This window comes from Paraburkholderia sp. J69-1, from assembly GCF_905220255.1.
Taxonomy (GTDB): Bacteria; Pseudomonadota; Gammaproteobacteria; order Burkholderiales; family Burkholderiaceae; genus Paraburkholderia.
In genome coordinates, this window is sequence record NZ_CAJMZG010000009.1 from 279,467 (window position 1) to 295,195 (window position 15,729).

12 protein-coding genes are annotated in these 15,729 nt (G+C 59.4%); 1 reads left to right on the top strand and 11 read right to left on the bottom strand.

What is annotated here, in order from left to right; all coding sequences use genetic code 11:
- Nucleotides 1–36 precede the first annotated feature (36 nt).
- The 9 genes from moaD to U5A67_RS18650 all read right to left on the bottom strand — a co-directional run bounded on the left by moaD (nucleotide 37) and on the right by U5A67_RS18650 (nucleotide 12,168).
- The gene (moaD, locus tag U5A67_RS18610) at nucleotides 37–294 is read right to left on the bottom strand and encodes a molybdopterin converting factor subunit 1 (protein WP_321815628.1); all 258 of its coding nucleotides are present in this window, start codon (nucleotides 292–294) and stop codon (nucleotides 37–39) included.
- Between the two features lie 48 nt (nucleotides 295–342).
- On the bottom strand, nucleotides 343–888 hold the full coding sequence (locus U5A67_RS18615; RefSeq protein ID WP_321815629.1) for a molybdenum cofactor biosynthesis protein MoaE: 546 nt from the start codon (nucleotides 886–888) through the stop codon (nucleotides 343–345).
- Nucleotides 889–941: 53 nt separating this feature from the next.
- A complete protein-coding gene (moaA, locus tag U5A67_RS18620) occupies nucleotides 942–2,006 on the bottom strand; it encodes a GTP 3',8-cyclase MoaA (RefSeq protein WP_321815630.1) in 1,065 nt (354 codons plus the stop codon).
- A gap of 188 nt (nucleotides 2,007–2,194) precedes the next feature.
- Nucleotides 2,195–3,202 carry a cytochrome d ubiquinol oxidase subunit II gene (cydB, locus tag U5A67_RS18625; RefSeq protein ID WP_205980885.1) on the bottom strand — a complete coding sequence of 336 codons (1,008 nt, stop codon included), beginning with the start codon at nucleotides 3,200–3,202 and terminating at the stop codon, nucleotides 2,195–2,197.
- Nucleotides 3,203–3,206: 4 nt separating this feature from the next.
- A complete protein-coding gene (locus U5A67_RS18630; protein WP_321815631.1) occupies nucleotides 3,207–4,595 on the bottom strand; it encodes a cytochrome ubiquinol oxidase subunit I in 1,389 nt (462 codons plus the stop codon).
- A gap of 79 nt (nucleotides 4,596–4,674) precedes the next feature.
- On the bottom strand, nucleotides 4,675–6,954 hold the full coding sequence (locus tag U5A67_RS18635) for an FdhF/YdeP family oxidoreductase (RefSeq protein ID WP_321815632.1): 2,280 nt from the start codon (nucleotides 6,952–6,954) through the stop codon (nucleotides 4,675–4,677).
- A 367-nt stretch (nucleotides 6,955–7,321) separates the two neighbouring features.
- Nucleotides 7,322–8,308, bottom strand: coding sequence for a cytochrome d ubiquinol oxidase subunit II (gene cydB / locus U5A67_RS18640; protein ID WP_205980890.1), 987 nt, complete (start codon nucleotides 8,306–8,308; stop codon nucleotides 7,322–7,324).
- Nucleotides 8,309–8,360: 52 nt separating this feature from the next.
- On the bottom strand, nucleotides 8,361–9,755 hold the full coding sequence (locus U5A67_RS18645) for a cytochrome ubiquinol oxidase subunit I (RefSeq protein WP_321815633.1): 1,395 nt from the start codon (nucleotides 9,753–9,755) through the stop codon (nucleotides 8,361–8,363).
- Between the two features lie 85 nt (nucleotides 9,756–9,840).
- Complete coding sequence (locus U5A67_RS18650; RefSeq protein ID WP_321815634.1) at nucleotides 9,841–12,168, bottom strand: FdhF/YdeP family oxidoreductase; 2,328 nt, start codon at nucleotides 12,166–12,168, stop codon at nucleotides 9,841–9,843.
- A gap of 196 nt (nucleotides 12,169–12,364) precedes the next feature.
- Between U5A67_RS18650 and U5A67_RS18655 the strand changes: the two genes are divergently transcribed.
- A complete protein-coding gene (locus U5A67_RS18655; protein ID WP_205980895.1) occupies nucleotides 12,365–13,789 on the top strand; it encodes a PLP-dependent aminotransferase family protein in 1,425 nt (474 codons plus the stop codon).
- Here U5A67_RS18655 and fdhD read toward each other — a convergent pair.
- The gene (gene fdhD / locus U5A67_RS18660; protein WP_321815722.1) at nucleotides 13,752–14,606 is read right to left on the bottom strand and encodes a formate dehydrogenase accessory sulfurtransferase FdhD; all 855 of its coding nucleotides are present in this window, start codon (nucleotides 14,604–14,606) and stop codon (nucleotides 13,752–13,754) included. The two genes, U5A67_RS18655 and fdhD, sit on opposite strands and share 38 nt — an antisense overlap.
- 20 nt (nucleotides 14,607–14,626) lie before the next feature.
- Entirely contained in the window at nucleotides 14,627–15,547 is a 921-nt protein-coding gene (locus U5A67_RS18665) for a bestrophin family protein (RefSeq protein WP_321815635.1), read from the bottom strand.
- Nucleotides 15,548–15,729 lie beyond the last annotated feature (182 nt).

Genomic DNA, 15,729 nt, shown 5'->3' on the forward strand with positions numbered 1-15,729 from the left:
GCGTGCCGTGCAATACCTTGAGACACCTTGCGATGATTAACCGCCTGTCACTGGCGGGAAGAATGCCACTTCGCTGTCCTGTCTGAGCACGAACATATCGGCCACCATTTCGTGATTCACCGCCACGCGTACCGGGCGCGCGCTATCCAGCACTTCGGCTTCGTGTGGCCCGCGTGCAATCAGCCGGTCGCGCAGACCGCTGATGCTGATAAGCGGCGCCTCGATCTCCAGCGTTTCCTGCGCCATGCCCAGCTTCTCGCGGATGCTGGCGAAATACTTGATGGTCAGTTTCATTGAGTCAGTCCAGTCGTTTCGATCAAGATCGTTGTGTTCTGCGCGCTCTTAACCCCAGCGCAGCATGGCCTGCTCGTCGCGCGAACGCGCGTCGACCCAATGCGCGCTGCCGTCGCGGCCGATTTCTTTTTTCCAGAAAGGCGCGTGCGTTTTCAGGAAGTCCATGATGAATTCGCAGGCCTCGAAGGCGGCCGATCGATGAGGAGCGGCCACGACGACCAGCACCACGGGATGCCCAAGTGCGATGCGTCCCACGCGATGCACGATCTTCACGGCATCGAGCGACCAGCGCGCCGATGCCTCCTCGACAATGCTCCAGAGCGAATGCTCGGTCATGCCGGGATAATGTTCGAGTTCGAGCGCAACGACATCGTCGCGGTCGCCGCTATGGCGCACGATGCCGATAAAATCCACGATGGCGCCCACGTTCGGATTGCGCATGATGGGCGCGACTTCGGCAACCACGTCGATGGACGTCGCTTGCACGCGCACCTCAAATCCCGCTGCGATGCTGCCTGATACCAGAGCGGATTCGGCGCCGGGCGCGTTATCGACGTGGTGCGAGGTATCCTGCGCTGAATGTGTGGTCATCATGGGCGTTCCTCGATAAATGATGCGGCGAAGTCAGCCGCCGCTTCAGCGCCTATTCAGCCGCCAACGAGCGACATGCGCACCGTAGGCCACGTCTTGCGTTGCCCGCTGCGCCGCCGGTCTGCATTGAGTTCCGAATAATGATCGTCGCGCGCGTGCCAGCGGGTGTTGATCGCGTCGATCAATTGTTCGCTGGAGGTCGTTTCGCCAAGCCAGGGTTTCAGGTCGGCGCCTTGCGTCGCGAACAGGCACGTGTAGAGCTGCCCGTCTGCCGATACGCGCGCACGCGAGCACTTGCCGCAGAACGGTTGCGATACGCTGGCGATAAAACCCACGGTGCCTTGACCATTCGCGATCCGATAATTCACTGATGTCGCCGAACCATCGGAATCGTCGAGTGCAATCAGTGGAAATTCGCTTTCGACGATTGCGCGCATATCGCGTGCAGTGAGCACCGTGCTATTCGACCAGCCCGCTGCGCCGCCCACATCCATGAATTCGATAAAACGCACGGCGATATCGCTATTCATGAGGTGGCGCACGAGCGGCAGAATCTGGCTATCGTTCACGCCGCGCTCGATGACGGCATTGACCTTGACTGGCGCGAGGCCCACGGCTTGCGCTTTTTCTATGCCGTCGAGAATGCGCGCGACCGGCATATCCACGTCGCTCATACGGCGAAAGATGGCGTCGTCGAGTGCATCGAGGCTTACCGTGACGCGCGAGAGACCGGCATCGCGCAGTCCACGCGCACGCGCGGCGAGTAGCGAGCCATTGGTGGTGAGCGCGATGTCGAGCGGCGCGCCGCGCAGTGTCGTGATGGCCGCGAGCCGCTCGATAAAGGTTTCCAGGCCGCGGCGCAGCAAAGGTTCGCCGCCCGTGATGCGGACCTTTTCGACGCCCAGCGCGACGAACGCCCGCACGAGCTTCAGCATCTGCTCGAACGAAAGCCGTTCCGATGCCTGCAGGAAGCGGTAATTCGAATCGAATACCTCGCGCGGCATGCAGTACGTGCAGCGAAAGTTGCACTGATCGATGACGGACAGGCGCAGATCGCGCAGCGGACGGGCAAGGCCGTCACGTGCGGGCTCGGCGATGATGGCTTCAGCGATGGCGTTCACTTTCCTGGTCGGACCCGTTAAATACAGTCGGACTGAACGATATCGGCGTTGCGTGGAGTGCGAACGGCAGTGCGGCGATATCGTTTCAGCAATGACCGACAGCATAGGGCCGCGCTGCGCCGCCGTCGGTGCACAGTCCGCGACGGTTTGAAGCAGTACAGTTGGGTGAGCGCCGGAACGCGTGGGTATCAGTGATAACCGTGATCGCCTTCGCGCACCTTGCCGCGGAATACGCGGTATTGCATGGCGTTATAAACGAGGATGATCGGCAATACGATCACCGTGCCAACCAATGCAAAGAGTTGGCTCGAATGACTCGACGACGCATCCCAGATCGTCAGCGAAGGCGGAATGATATACGGCCAGATGCTGATCACAAGACCGGTATAACCGAGAAAGCAGATCGCCAGCGAAAGAATGAAAGGCATTGCTTCGTGACTGAGATTCAGCGAACGATAGATGCCCCACACGCACAGCACCACCAGGATCGGCACCGGCAGGAAGTAGCCCAGATCGCCGCTGAGAAACCAGCGGTGGCGCACGGCGGGCAGGCCCAGCACGGTCCACAGGCTGACGATCGCAATCGCCAATAGCAGGATCGCCACGAGCGGGCGCATGACCATGCGCATTTTGCGCTGCAACTCGCCGTCGGTTTTGAGGATCAGCCAGCCGCAACCTAAAGTCGCATAGGTGAGCAGCACGCCAAATCCGCAGAATATGCTGAACGGCGAGAACCAGTCGAAAGGGTCGCCGGCGAATTTATCGTCGACGATCTTGATGCCCTGCAAAAGCGATCCCAGTGTGATGCCCTGGCACATCGCTGCCATTGCCGATCCACCAATGAAGGCGAGATCCCACGCATGCTGCGTGCGCGTGGCCTTGGCGCGCAATTCGAATGCCGCGCCGCGAAAGATCAGGCCCACGACCATCAAGATGAGCGGCATGTAATTGGCGGGCAGCAGTGTCGCATAGACCACGGGGAACGCGCCGTACAGGCCTGCGCCGCCTAGTACGAGAAACGTTTCATTGCCGTCCCACACCGGCGCAACGGTGTTGAGCATCACTTCGCGTTCGGCTTTGCCTTCGAAGAAGGGAAACAGCAGACCAATGCCGAGATCGAAACCGTCGAGCATCACATAGATAAACACACCGAGGCCGATGATGGCGGCCCAGATCACAGGAAGGTCGATTTGCATGGCCTTAGTCCCCCACCACGGCGTCGAGTGCGCGATTGTGCAACCCCGGATACTTGAGCGATTCCGTGCTTTCCACGCCGGTTCCCGGGCCTTTACTCATCATTTTCAGCATGTAATAGACGCCGGTGCCGAACACGAGGAAATAGACGATCACGAAGATCAGCAGCGAGACACCCGCCTGCTGTGCGCCGATAGGGGAAACCGAATCGATCGTACGCACCACGCCATAAACGGTCCACGGTTGCCTGCCCACTTCGGTGGTGATCCAGCCCGCGAGCAGCGCGACGATACCCGATGGACCCATACAGAAAACCAGCCACTGAAACCAGCGCGCTTCATAGAGTTTTCCACCGCGCCGCAATAGCAAGCCGAGCACGGCGGTGAGCAGCATCAGCATGCCGAGGCCCGCCATCAAGCGAAAAGTCCAGAACACAATGGGCGAGAAAGGCCGGTCTTGCGGCGGAAACTCTTTGAGGCCGCGAATTTCCCCATCCCAGCTATGCGTGAGAATCAGGCTGCCAAGATGGGGAATCTGAATCGCGTAGCGAGTGACTTCGGCATTCATATCCGGCAGGCCGACGAGATTGAGCGCGGTGCCGCCGTGCTCGGTTTCCCATAGACCTTCGATCGCGGCGATCTTCGCGGGCTGATATTCGCGCGTATTGAGGCCGTGCGCATCGCCCACCACGATCTGGATGGGCGCCAGAAACAGCAGCATCCAGAGCGCCATCGAAAAGCTGCGCTTGACCGGCACATCGCGACGCCCCTTGAGCAGATGCCACGCACCGCAGGCCGCGACGATAAAGGCGGCGACGATAAACGCCGCAATCGTCATATGTGCGAGCCGGAACGGGAAGGACGGATTGAAGATGATCTTCCACCAGTCCACCGGCACGATGCGGCCATTCTGGATCGCATAGCCTTGCGGCGTCTGCATGAAGCTATTCGACGAAAGAATCCAGAAAGTGGAAATGAGCGTGCCGATCGCCACCATCACCGTCGCAAAGAAATGCGCTTTGGGGCTCACGCGATTCCAGCCAAACAACATGACGCCGAGAAAACCCGCCTCAAGGAAGAACGCGGTCAGCACTTCGTAAGTCAATAGCGGACCGGTAATATTGCCCGCTATCGTGGAGAAGCCACTCCAGTTGGTGCCGAACTCATAGGCCATCACGACGCCCGACACCACGCCCATGCCGAACCCCACGGCAAAGATCTTCACCCAGAAGCGATACATGTCCTTATAAGCGACATCGCCCGTAAGCAGCAGACGCCATTCCAGCACCGCGAGAAAGCTCGCCATGCCGATGCTGATGGCAGGAAACGCAATATGGAATGAAACGGTGAACGCAAACTGCAGCCGGGCCAGATGAAATGCGTCGAAGATATTCATGATTCTTGTGAACTCCTGGTGACGATTGCATTTGCGTGTCACGCACCAGCTAAGGACTGGCTGGCCCGGCTACATTTCATCACGGCTGCGTCGACGCGCGCACTACATGAACTGGCACTGATTTGTATGAAGGTGTGCCGCTTTCCTTGTCGATATAGTCGAGCGGAACCAACACGTTCGCTTCTGGATAATAGGCGGCGACCGAGCCTTTTGCGATGCTGTAAACGATGGCGGTGATGTTCTTGAGTTTGAGCACGCGCCCCGACGTCACCGTTTCGATATCGACGAGATCGCCGTGTTCGATGCCGTGGGCGGCCATATCGTCGGCGTTCATGAAGAGCACATCGCGCCTCCCGAATACGCCGCGATAGCGATCGTCCATCGCGTAGATGGTCGTGTTGTACTGATCGTGGCTGCGTATCGTGATGAGACGCAGGACGTTTTCCGCGCCCAGCACGTCGGCGTCTTCCTTGACGCCGTCGTAGACCGAAAACTCGGCTTTGCCCGAAGGCGTGTGCCACTGGCGTTCGGTGGGCGGCAGCGGCAGGCGAAAGCCGCCTGGCACGCGAATGCGCCGGTTGAAATCCTCGAAGCCGGGCACGGTGCGCTCGATCAGTTCGCGAATCTTGTCGTAATCGGCGACCAGAACCATCCAGTCGACTTTCGAGTTCGGCATCGTCGCACGCGCCATGCCCGCGACGATGGCGGGTTCCGAGCGCAATTGCTCTGAAGCCGGCTTGAGTTTGCCGGCTGACGCATGAACCATCGACATCGAATCTTCGACCGTAATGGATTGACGCCCGGTGCTCTGCATGTCGAGTTCCGTGCGGCCGAGGCACGGAAACAGATACGTTTCCCTGGCGACCAGCAGATGCGTGCGATTGAGTTTGGTGCCGATATGCACGGCCACGTCGAGAGCCGCCATCGCCGGGAACGCCTGTTCAGGATCGGGCAGGGCGACCGCGAAATTGCCGCCCAGGCAAAGCAGCGCTTTCGCCTTGCCTTCGATCATTGCCTGCATGGCTTGCACCGCGTCGTGCCCGTGGGCGGCCGGCGGCGTGAATCCGCAGGCGTCTTCAATCAGTTTCAGAAAAGCGGCCGAGGGCTTTTCGGTAATCCCTACCGTGCGATTCCCCTGCACATTGGAATGGCCGCGCAAAGGGCAGATACCGGCGCCCGGTTTGCCGATGTTGCCGCGCATCAGCAACAGATCGGCAATCAGGCGCACATTCGCGGTGCCCTTGTTGTGCTGTGTCACGCCCATGCCATAGGTGACGATGGTGGCGTTCGATTTCGCGTAGGCGATGGCCACGTGTTCGAGATCGGCGCGCGCGAGTCCGCTGGCCTTTTCGATATCGTCCCATGATGTGGCTTCCAGATCGGCGGCGAAGGCGTCGAAGCCTTTCGTATGGGCGGCAATGAACGCCTTGTCGAGCACGCCGCCTTGTTCCGACTCCATTTGCAGCAGCGATTTCATCACGCCTTTGATCGCGGCGGCATCGCCGCCCGCATCGATCTGGAAATACGTGGAGGCAATGCGCGTCGAGCCGAAGGTCGCCATTTCCATCATGCTTTGAGGATCGGCGAAGCGTTCGAGCGCACGCTCGCGTAGCGGATTGAATACGATGATCGGCACATTGCGTCGGGCCGCTTCGTGCAGCGTGCCCATCATGCGCGGATGATTGGTGCCCGGATTATGGCCAATCGCGATGATCAATTCGGTCGAATCGAAATCGTCTAACGAGACCGTGCCTTTGCCGATGCCGATCGATTGCGGCAGTCCCACGCTGGTGGGTTCGTGACACATGTTCGAGCAATCGGGGAAATTATTGGTGCCGAATTCGCGGGCGAACAATTGATAGAGAAATGCGGCTTCGTTGGACGCGCGCCCGGACGTATAAAACTCCACCTGATCGGGCGAGAGCGAGCGCAGAATCTCGCCGATACGCGCAAAGGCGTCTTCCCAATCCACCGGGCGCAGCGTATCGGTTGCGCGGTCGTACACCATGGGATGCGTGAGGCGGCCCATGTCTTCCAGTTCGTAATCGCTCTTCTGCAATAGCGAGGCGACCGTGTTCGCGGCGAAGAACTCCGGCGTGACGCGTTTCGTGGTCGCTTCCCAGGTGACGGCTTTCGCGCCGTTTTCGCAGAACTGGAAAGTCGAACGATGCTCCTTGTCCGGCCACGCGCAGCCTGGGCAATCGAAGCCGTCGGGCTGGTTGGTACGCATCAGCGTGATGGGCGCCTCGATGCTTTCCATCTGGTCATGCACGGCCTGCGCGGTGGCCTTGAGTGCGCCCCATCCGCCTGCGGGACCGGTGTAGGTATGAACGCCGGGCACATCACGTAGTTTCGTCATGGGAAACTCCTTGGGTCCTCCGCACGCCTGGCGGAGTGTCGGCTATGCGCTGCACCGCGATTGGGCACAAGCGTGGAATGGCAGCGCGGGCGTCAGGGTTTCAGTGTAGATAGTCAATAGATAGAGACAAGCAATAAATGAAAGGAATTTAAATGGGTTCACGCGCTGTGCTTTTTTGAATATATTGGCAATATGTTTATTGAAATATATCGAAATCGGGTTTCGCAAAAGCGATAAGGCCGTGAATCGTCAGTGGAATGCCGCGTGGTGTTGCATGTAAAAAACCGCCACTTCGTTTCATGAAGTGGCGGTTCGCCGTGAGTCTTTTTTGAACCGATACACGGTATCGGCTTCGGCATGAAGCGCCTTAGTGCTTGACCGGTACGACCTTGCCGCGGAACAGGTGATACTGATAGAAGTTGTAGCCAATCATGATCGGAAACACGATGCCGATGCCGAACAACATGAAGGTGAGCGTCGTGGCATCCGAAGCCGCAGCGGCTACCGTGAGTTGTCCCGGCACGATATAGGGGAACATGCTCAGCGCGAGGCCCGCGAATGACAGCACGAACAGCAGCGTTGCGCCCACGAATGGCCCGTGCTCGCCACGCATATGAATCGAATAGAGCACATAGACAAACGCCAGTGCCGCGAGTACGCCGAGCGCGATCAGCAGATGGAACACGCCTTGATCCTGCCAGCGCGTCATGCCAACCGGGCTCAGTTTGAGTGTGGCGATCGACACTACGAGTGCCGCGGCCACGGTCGTGAAGACGGCCACAATGGCGTGACGGCGCGAACGGTTTTCAATCTCGCCGGTTGTCTTTTTCACGAGCCAGGTGGCGCCCAGCAGACAGTAGCCCGACACCACGCCAATGGCAGTTACCACCACAAAGCCGGTGCTGGCGAGGCCCGGCACGAAACCCGTGAGTATCTTGCCAAGCACAATGCCTTGCGAAATCGCCGCAAGCAGGCTGCCGATGCCGAAAACGCGGTCCCACACCGTCTTGCTGGTGCGAGCGGCGTGGCGGAATTCGATTGCCGCGCCGCGCATGATGAAACTGGCGATCAGCATCATCACGGGCACATAGAGATCGGAGAGGATCATCGCGTAAGCGGCGGGGAAGGCGCCGAACAGCGCGCCGCCAAGCGCAACGAGCCAGGTTTCGTTGGCGTCCCAGACGTGACCGATCGACTGGATCATGAGGTCGCGGTCGCCTTCGCGGCGGCGCAGCAGCGTGAGAATGCCGACGCCCAGATCGAAGCCGTCGGTGACGACGTACAACACGAGCATCAGGCCGATAAGCCCGAACCACGCATGGTTGAGCAGGTCCTGAGTTGAAGCGGGATTCATGATGACTTCCTGTGCGATGAATGCGCCAGAGGCGTATTGAATGGAGCGGCGCTCAATAGTCGACGGTGTGGGGCACGGCGCGATGAGCGGTCTCCACCGGCGGCATCAGCGTGAGGTCCGGGCCATTGCGCAGCCAGCGGCGCGCGAATACGAAGAACGACGTAATGAGCACGACAAAGAAGCCGGCGAACATGATCATGCTGCCCGTGATCGCGCCTGCGGGAATGGCGGAGGCGGCGTGATCGGTGCGCAGCAGGCCATACACGACCCACGGCTGACGTCCCACTTCGCGCACGATCCAGCCGCATTCCACGGCGATATACGGCAGCGGAATCGCCAGCACCCAGGCGAGCAGTAGTTTGCGTTGTGCGAGCAGGGCGTCCAGATGGCCACGCGATTTACGCAGTGCATAGAGTGTCCAGAATGCGAGCGCCATGAACAGGAAGCCGATGCCCGCCATCGCGCGGAAGGCATAGTAGAGCAGCGGCAACATGGGCGGCTGGTCGGCCAGGGGAATGTCTTTCATGCCCGTGACTTTGCCGTGCAGGCTGTGCGTGCCCAGAATGCTCAGCATGCCCGGCACTTCGAGCGACCAGTCGTTGCGCTGCTTCGCGGCGTCCGGCCATGCAAGCAGCGACCAGCTCGCGCCGGTGCCCGGCGCATTGGTTTGCCAATGGCCTTCGATGGCTGCGCCCTTGGCAGGTTGCGTTTCGAAAACATCCACACCGCTCGAATCGCCGAGCCAGATCTGCACAGGCGCGACAAAGGCGAGCAGCAGCAGTGCGAGCTTGAACGAACGTACGAAAAACTCTGGGTTACGGCGCCTGAAAAGGTAGTACGCCGAAATACCTGCGATCACGACCAGACCGGTTTCCAGCGCCGCGAACCACATATGCGAGACGCCCCATGCCATATCGGGATTGAAGATCGCTTTCACATAATCGGTCACGACGAGTTTGTCGCCCACAACGGCCACGCCGCGCGGCGTTTGCAGCCACGAATTCGCGACCATGATCCAGAACGCGGAAATCGACGAACCGAGCGCCACCATCGAGGTGGCGAACAGATGCACGCCCTTGGGCACGCGGCCCCAGCCGAGCATCATGATGCCGACAAAACCCGCTTCCAGCATGAAGGCCATTGCGCCTTCAAAGCCCAGAATATTGCCGAAGAACTGGCCGGTGTATTGCGAAAACGGTCCCCAGTTGGTGCCGAACTGGAATTCCATCGGAATGCCGCTTACCACGCCTACGGCGAAATTGAGAATCAGCAGCTTGCTCCAGAAACGCGCGTGGCGATACCAGATTACGTTGCTGGTTTTGACCCAGAGCGTTTCGACGACCAGCAGAAATGCGGAAAGGCTGATCGTTAAAATCGGCCAGAGTATATGGAAGATCGCGGTCATGGCAAATTGACCGCGCGCCAGATTGAGCGCTTCGAAAGACATGGTGATGACCAGGCAAAGGAGAATATCGGCCGCGCGGGTGCGTAGGTGCGCTACGCGCGGCAATGAGGCGTCGAGCGATGCAGCCTTAGAAAACGGGCAGTTCGAGCGGCTCGGAAGAAGCGTGCAACAGCACCGGAATCGACTTTGAAGTCGGCGTATTGCAGACGTCGCCGACGCTGGAAAGCGGCACGAGCGGATTGGTCTCGGGATAATAGGCACCAATGCAGCCACGCGGAATGTCGTATTCCACGAGGCGGAAGTGATCGGCGCGGCGCTTGATGCCGTCTTCCCATACGGTGCTCATATCGACCCAGTCGCCGTTCTTGAAGCCGAGCATGGCGATATCGGCGGGATTGATAAAAACCACGCGGCGCTGACCGAATACGCCGCGATAACGATCGTCGAGCGCGTAGATCGTGGTGTTGTACTGGTCGTGCGAGCGCGTCGTCATGAGCGTCATGAGGCGGTCGCCGTGCTGCGCTTTTGCGCGCGCAATAGGCGTGTCCTGCTGCACCGCATGTACCATGAAATTCGCCTTGCCGGTATCGGTTTTCCAGTCGCGTTCGCGCGAAGCCACACGCAGATGGAAGCCGCCGGGATGCTTGATGCGCTCGTTGTATTGATCGAAACCTTCGATCGTCTGTTCGATGGCATCGCGAACCTTCGCGTAATCGCCTGAATGCGCGAGCCAGTCCACTTTATCGTCGCCGAGCGTGGCGTGCGCAATGTTCGCGACGATGGCGGTTTCCGACATCAGATTCGGCGAGGCCGGCTTGTTCATGCCGTACGAGATGTGCACCATACTCATCGAATCTTCAACGGTCACGCCTTGCGCGACGCCGTTCTGTACGTCGATTTCGGTGCGCCCGAGCGTCGGCAGGATCAGTGCATTTTCGCCGTGGACAAGATGGCTGCGATTGAGTTTGGTGGTGATGTGCACGGTGAGCTTGCACGAACGCAGGCCATCGAAGGTGCGCAGCGTGTCGGGCGTGGCCATGGCGAAATTGCCGCCCAGACCCATAAACACTTTCACGTGGCCTTCGATCATGTGCTCGACGGTTTCGACCACGTCCAGACCGTGTTCGCGCGGCGGTTCGAAATCGAATACCTTGCCGAGGCGATCCAGAAAGGCTTGCGAGGGCTTTTCTTCGATGCCGACCGTGCGATTGCCCTGTACGTTCGAATGGCCGCGCACGGGGCACAGGCCCGCGCCTTCGCGGCCGATATTGCCACGCATCAGCAGCAGATTGGAAAGCATATGTACGGTCTGCACCGAATGCTTGTGTTGCGTAATGCCCATGCCCCATGTTGCGATCACGCGCTTGCCGTTCGCATAGATGCGCGCGAGCCCTTCGATATCTTCGCGCGCCACGCCGGATTCCGTTTCCAGCAGCGGCCAGCTTTCGTTACGCAGGTCTTCGGCGAAAGCGGTAAAGCCCTGCGTGTGCTGCTGGATGAAGTCGAGATCGAGCAGGCGTTCGGTGCCATTTTCGATGGCTTCGTCGTCGAGTTCGATCAGGCGTTTCGCCACGCCTTTGATCAGCGCAAAGTCGCCGCCGAGTTTCGGCTGAATGAAAGTCGAGGCAATCTTCGTGCTGCCGAAGGTAATCATTTCCAGCGGATGCTGTGGGCTGGTGAAGCGTTCGAGACCGCGTTCGCGCAGCGGATTCACCGAAACAATCGTCGCGCCGCGCCGGGCAGCTTCGCGCAGTTCGCCAAGCATACGCGGATGGTTGGTGGCCGGATTCTGGCCGAAGATGATGATGGTGTCGGCCAGTTCGAAATCTTCGAGCGTCACCGTGCCCTTGCCGATGCCGACTGTCGTGGGCAGCCCGCGGCTCGTCGCTTCGTGGCACATGTTGGAGCAGTCGGGGAAGTTATTGGTGCCGTACATGCGCACGAACAACTGGTACAGAAAGGCGGCTTCATTGCTCGCGCGGCCCGAGGTATAGAACGCGGCTTCGTCGGGCGAATCGAGTTCCTTGAGGTGCTTCGCAATCAATGCGAAGGCGTCGTCCCATGCAATCGGCAGATAGCGGTCGGTCATGGCGTCGTACACCATCGGGTCGGTGAGGCGGCCATGCTGTTCGAGTTCGTAGTCGGTCTGCTTCATCAGCGACTCGACGGTATTCGCCTCGAAAAATGCGGGCGTGACGCGCTTGGTGGTCGCTTCGGCGGCCACGGCTTTCACGCCGTTTTCGCAGAACTCGAACGTGGAGGCGTGCTCGCGGTCGGGCCACGCGCAACCGGGGCAGTCGAAGCCGTCGGGCTGGTTCTGTTTGAACAGCGTGCGGTAATTGCCGCCCGACACCCGTTCCTTGATCAGATTGATGGCGACGTATTTGAGCGCGCCCCAGCCCGCGGCGGGATGATGATAGGCCTCGATTTTGCCCTTTGGTTTCAGCTTGTCCATTACGCCTGGCTCCGTTGTCGTTCGCGCGGCCCCGGGAGGGTTCCACAGGGCGTGCCGCGCTCAGTGCTTGGTTATGCGCAAGCGTAAAAGTTAAGGGCTGCGCGCATGACACACAGAATCCGGCGATCACTTAGAGTACAGTTTCGCGCGCCGCAGTACACTGCGCTGGCAGTGCTGTGAGAACGGGGAGAAAGCAGTGAAACTCTATGAAAAGCTCGCGGACGACATTGAAACGTTGATCCATAAGGGCGTATTCCGGCCAGGCGACCGTGTGCCTTCGGTACGCCAGGCCAGCCAGCAGCACCGCATCAGCATTACCACCGTGATTCGCGCCTATCTGCTGCTGGAAAGCCGTGGCGTGCTGGAAAGCCGCCCGCAGTCGGGCTATTTCGTGAGCGCGCGCGTGAGCGAAAGCGCAGTGCATTCGGACGAATTGCGCCCGAGCCGCCCGGTGGCGGCATCGGCGGAAGTGGATGTGAGCCGGCTCGTGCTGTCCACGCTGCGCTCGATTGGCGCTGACGATGCCGTGCCATTGGGTTCGCCCTATCCCGATCCGCAGTTATTTCCTTACGAAAAACTTAATCGTTATGGGGCTGCGGTTGGGCGCAAGAAATCATTGTGGGGTGTAACCAACGCTTTGCCGCCGGGTAGCCCGGAATTGCTGCGACAAATTGCCCGACGTTACCTGGAAAACGGCATGGCCGTGGACCCGAACGAGATCATCGTGACGGTAGGCGCAACCGAGGCGATCAATCTGTGTCTGCAGGCGGTCGCCAAACCCGGCGATGTGATTGCCGTGGAGTCGCCGACGTTCTACGCGATGTTGCACGCCATCGAGCGTTCGGGCATGAAGGCGATCGAGGTGGCGACGCACCCGGAATACGGCATGGATATCGACGCGCTCGCGAGCATCATCAAGGCGCAGCCGGTTGCGGCCTGCATGGCGATGCCGAACTTCCAGAATCCGCTGGGTTTCCAGATGCCGGATGAACGCAAGCGCGAACTGGTCGATCTGCTCGCGAAAGCCAATATTCCGATCATCGAAAATGGTGTGTATAACGAACTGTATTTTGGCGAGTCCCATCCCACTACGCTCAAATCGTATGACAAAAAGGGACTCGTACTGCATTGCGGATCGTTTTCCAAAAGCCTCACAGCCGCTTACCGCATTGGCTGGGCATTGCCGGGCCGCTTTCGCGATCAGGTCGAAAAGCTCAAATTTCTGAATACGCTGACCACCTCGGTAATTCCGCAACTGGCGATCGCCGAATTTCTCGAACGCGATGGCTATGAGCATCACTTGCGACGCCTTCGCAAAAGCTACGCGCAGCAGGCCAATCTGATGAAGGCGATGGTCACGCGCTTCTTCCCCGCAGGCACGCGCATGTCGAGTCCTGCGGGCGGTTACGTGCTGTGGATCGAGTTGCCGGCCAAGGTCGATTCGATGAAACTCTATCAGCTTGCGCTAGCACGCGGCATTACGATTGGGCCGGGGTATATGTTTTCGGTGACGGATAGTTATCGAAATTTTATCCGTCTGAATTACAGCATGCCGTGGTCGCCTGAAATCGAGCAGGCGATCATCACGGTTGGCAAGCTTGCGGCGTCGTGCGCGCGATAGACGCGTTGGGCGCGATGTATTCGACAAAGCCATCGCCACGGCAAAAACTCAGCAGACGGATGCCGGCTTCCTGGGCCACATTGATCGCAAGCGAGGTGGGCGCGGAAATGGTCGCGAGCGTATGCACGCGCACGCGCGCTGCCTTGCGAACCAGCTCGTAGCTTGCGCGGCTGGAGAGAAAGACAAAGCCCTGCACGGTGTCAATGCGCGTGCGCGCAAGCCAGCCGATGAGTTTATCCAGCGCGTTGTGCCGCCCGACATCCTCGAATACCTGCCTGATTTTCCCATCGACATTGCACCACGCCGCGGCGTGAATGCCGCCGGTTTCATGCATCAGGTGCTGATGGTCGCGCAGTTCACGTGAGGCTCGTTCGACCGCGATGCTCGCGATCGTGGGCGTGTTGCAGGACGATGCAACGGGTGCGGGATGCAGATCGAGCAATTCGATGCTTTCGATTCCACAGACGCCGCAGCCCGAGCGACCCGCAAGCGCGCGACGCTTGCCCTTGAGCGCCATAAACGCTTCCTGGGAAACCCGCAAATGCACTTCCGCGCTTTCGGCGTGTAGCAAGCTGTCGATTTCGAACACATCGCTCGCACGTTCGACGATGCCTTCGCTCAAGGCAAAACCCAATGCGAAATCGTCCAGATCAATGGGCGTCGCCATCATGACAGCATGCGAGATGCCGTTGAATACCAGTGCAACCGGGCACTCTTCTACGACATGATCGACGGCCGCAGTGGTTTCGTCACGCCGATGACGCAGTACGTTTCGAACGACGCTGCCGGTTCTATCGGCGCTCACGGGGCTGAACATCATGGTCACTCCGTTCTGTTTCAGGTCAGTTGAAAGTGCGGGCCGGGTTGGACGGGCGGCGGCATGGCTTCGTCGCACAGTTCGAGCACGGCGCGCTCGATCGTGCAGGTCATGGAATCGAGCGCGAGATTATTCGGTGCGAGGCCAAAGGGATCGGAAATCTGGCCGGCGATGGCTTCGAGCGCTAGCAGCGTATAAGAGACGAATACGCAGATGAGTGGCGTGGCAAAACCAATCGAATCGATTAACCCGAAAGGCAGCAGCGCGCAATAGGCATAGACGGTGCGATGCAGCAGCACGCCGTAGGCAAACGGAATCGGCGTGGACAGAATGCGTTCGCAGCCGCCAACCGCTGCGCCCAGATCATTCAGCTGGCGATCCAGCATCCAGAGTTTCGTATCGGAAAGCGCGCCCGAGCGATTGAGTGCGGCCAGATGGCGGCGGGCTTCGTCGAGTAACACAATGGGCTGAAATACGCGTGCCGTGAGATTTGCAGCCTGTTCGAAGCCGAGCAGGCGGTCGAGATCAGCACGCGGATCGGAGTGACGCAACTGGTGTTTCAATGCATAGGCGAACGCAATGAGCAGGCGCGGAATCCGGCGGTTTTCGTACGGCGCGGAACTTGCGGGGACGTAATTGCGAAACTGTGAAATGAGTGCGCGAGCCGCAATCAACACATTGCCCCACAGGCGGCGCGCTTCCCAATAGCGTTCGTAACTGGCGTTATTGCGAAACGCCAGAAAGATCGTTAGCGCTACGCCGCACAACGTAAAAGGCGTCGTATTCAGCGGGATTTTCTCGCCGAAAATGCGGCCGTGCGAGTACATCGCGAGCACGCTTACGAGTGTCATAAACGCCAGTTGGGGAATGATCGCCTTTAGCACGGAGCCGTGCCAGACAAAGAGCATACGAAACCAGTTCGGCGTGGGGCGAATAATCATGAAAGGGCGGTCGAATCAATCGTCGGTACGAGCGGAGTGTGAGTACGAAGCGTACTGGTGCTCGCGTGGCCCGAGGACGCACACTTTGCTGGCGATTCGAAGAGTACAGTTCCGGCGTGCACGGCGCGGCCGCGATCGATTGCCGCTCAGGGCTGGATCGGGATGTGAAGCGCGTAGGCGAG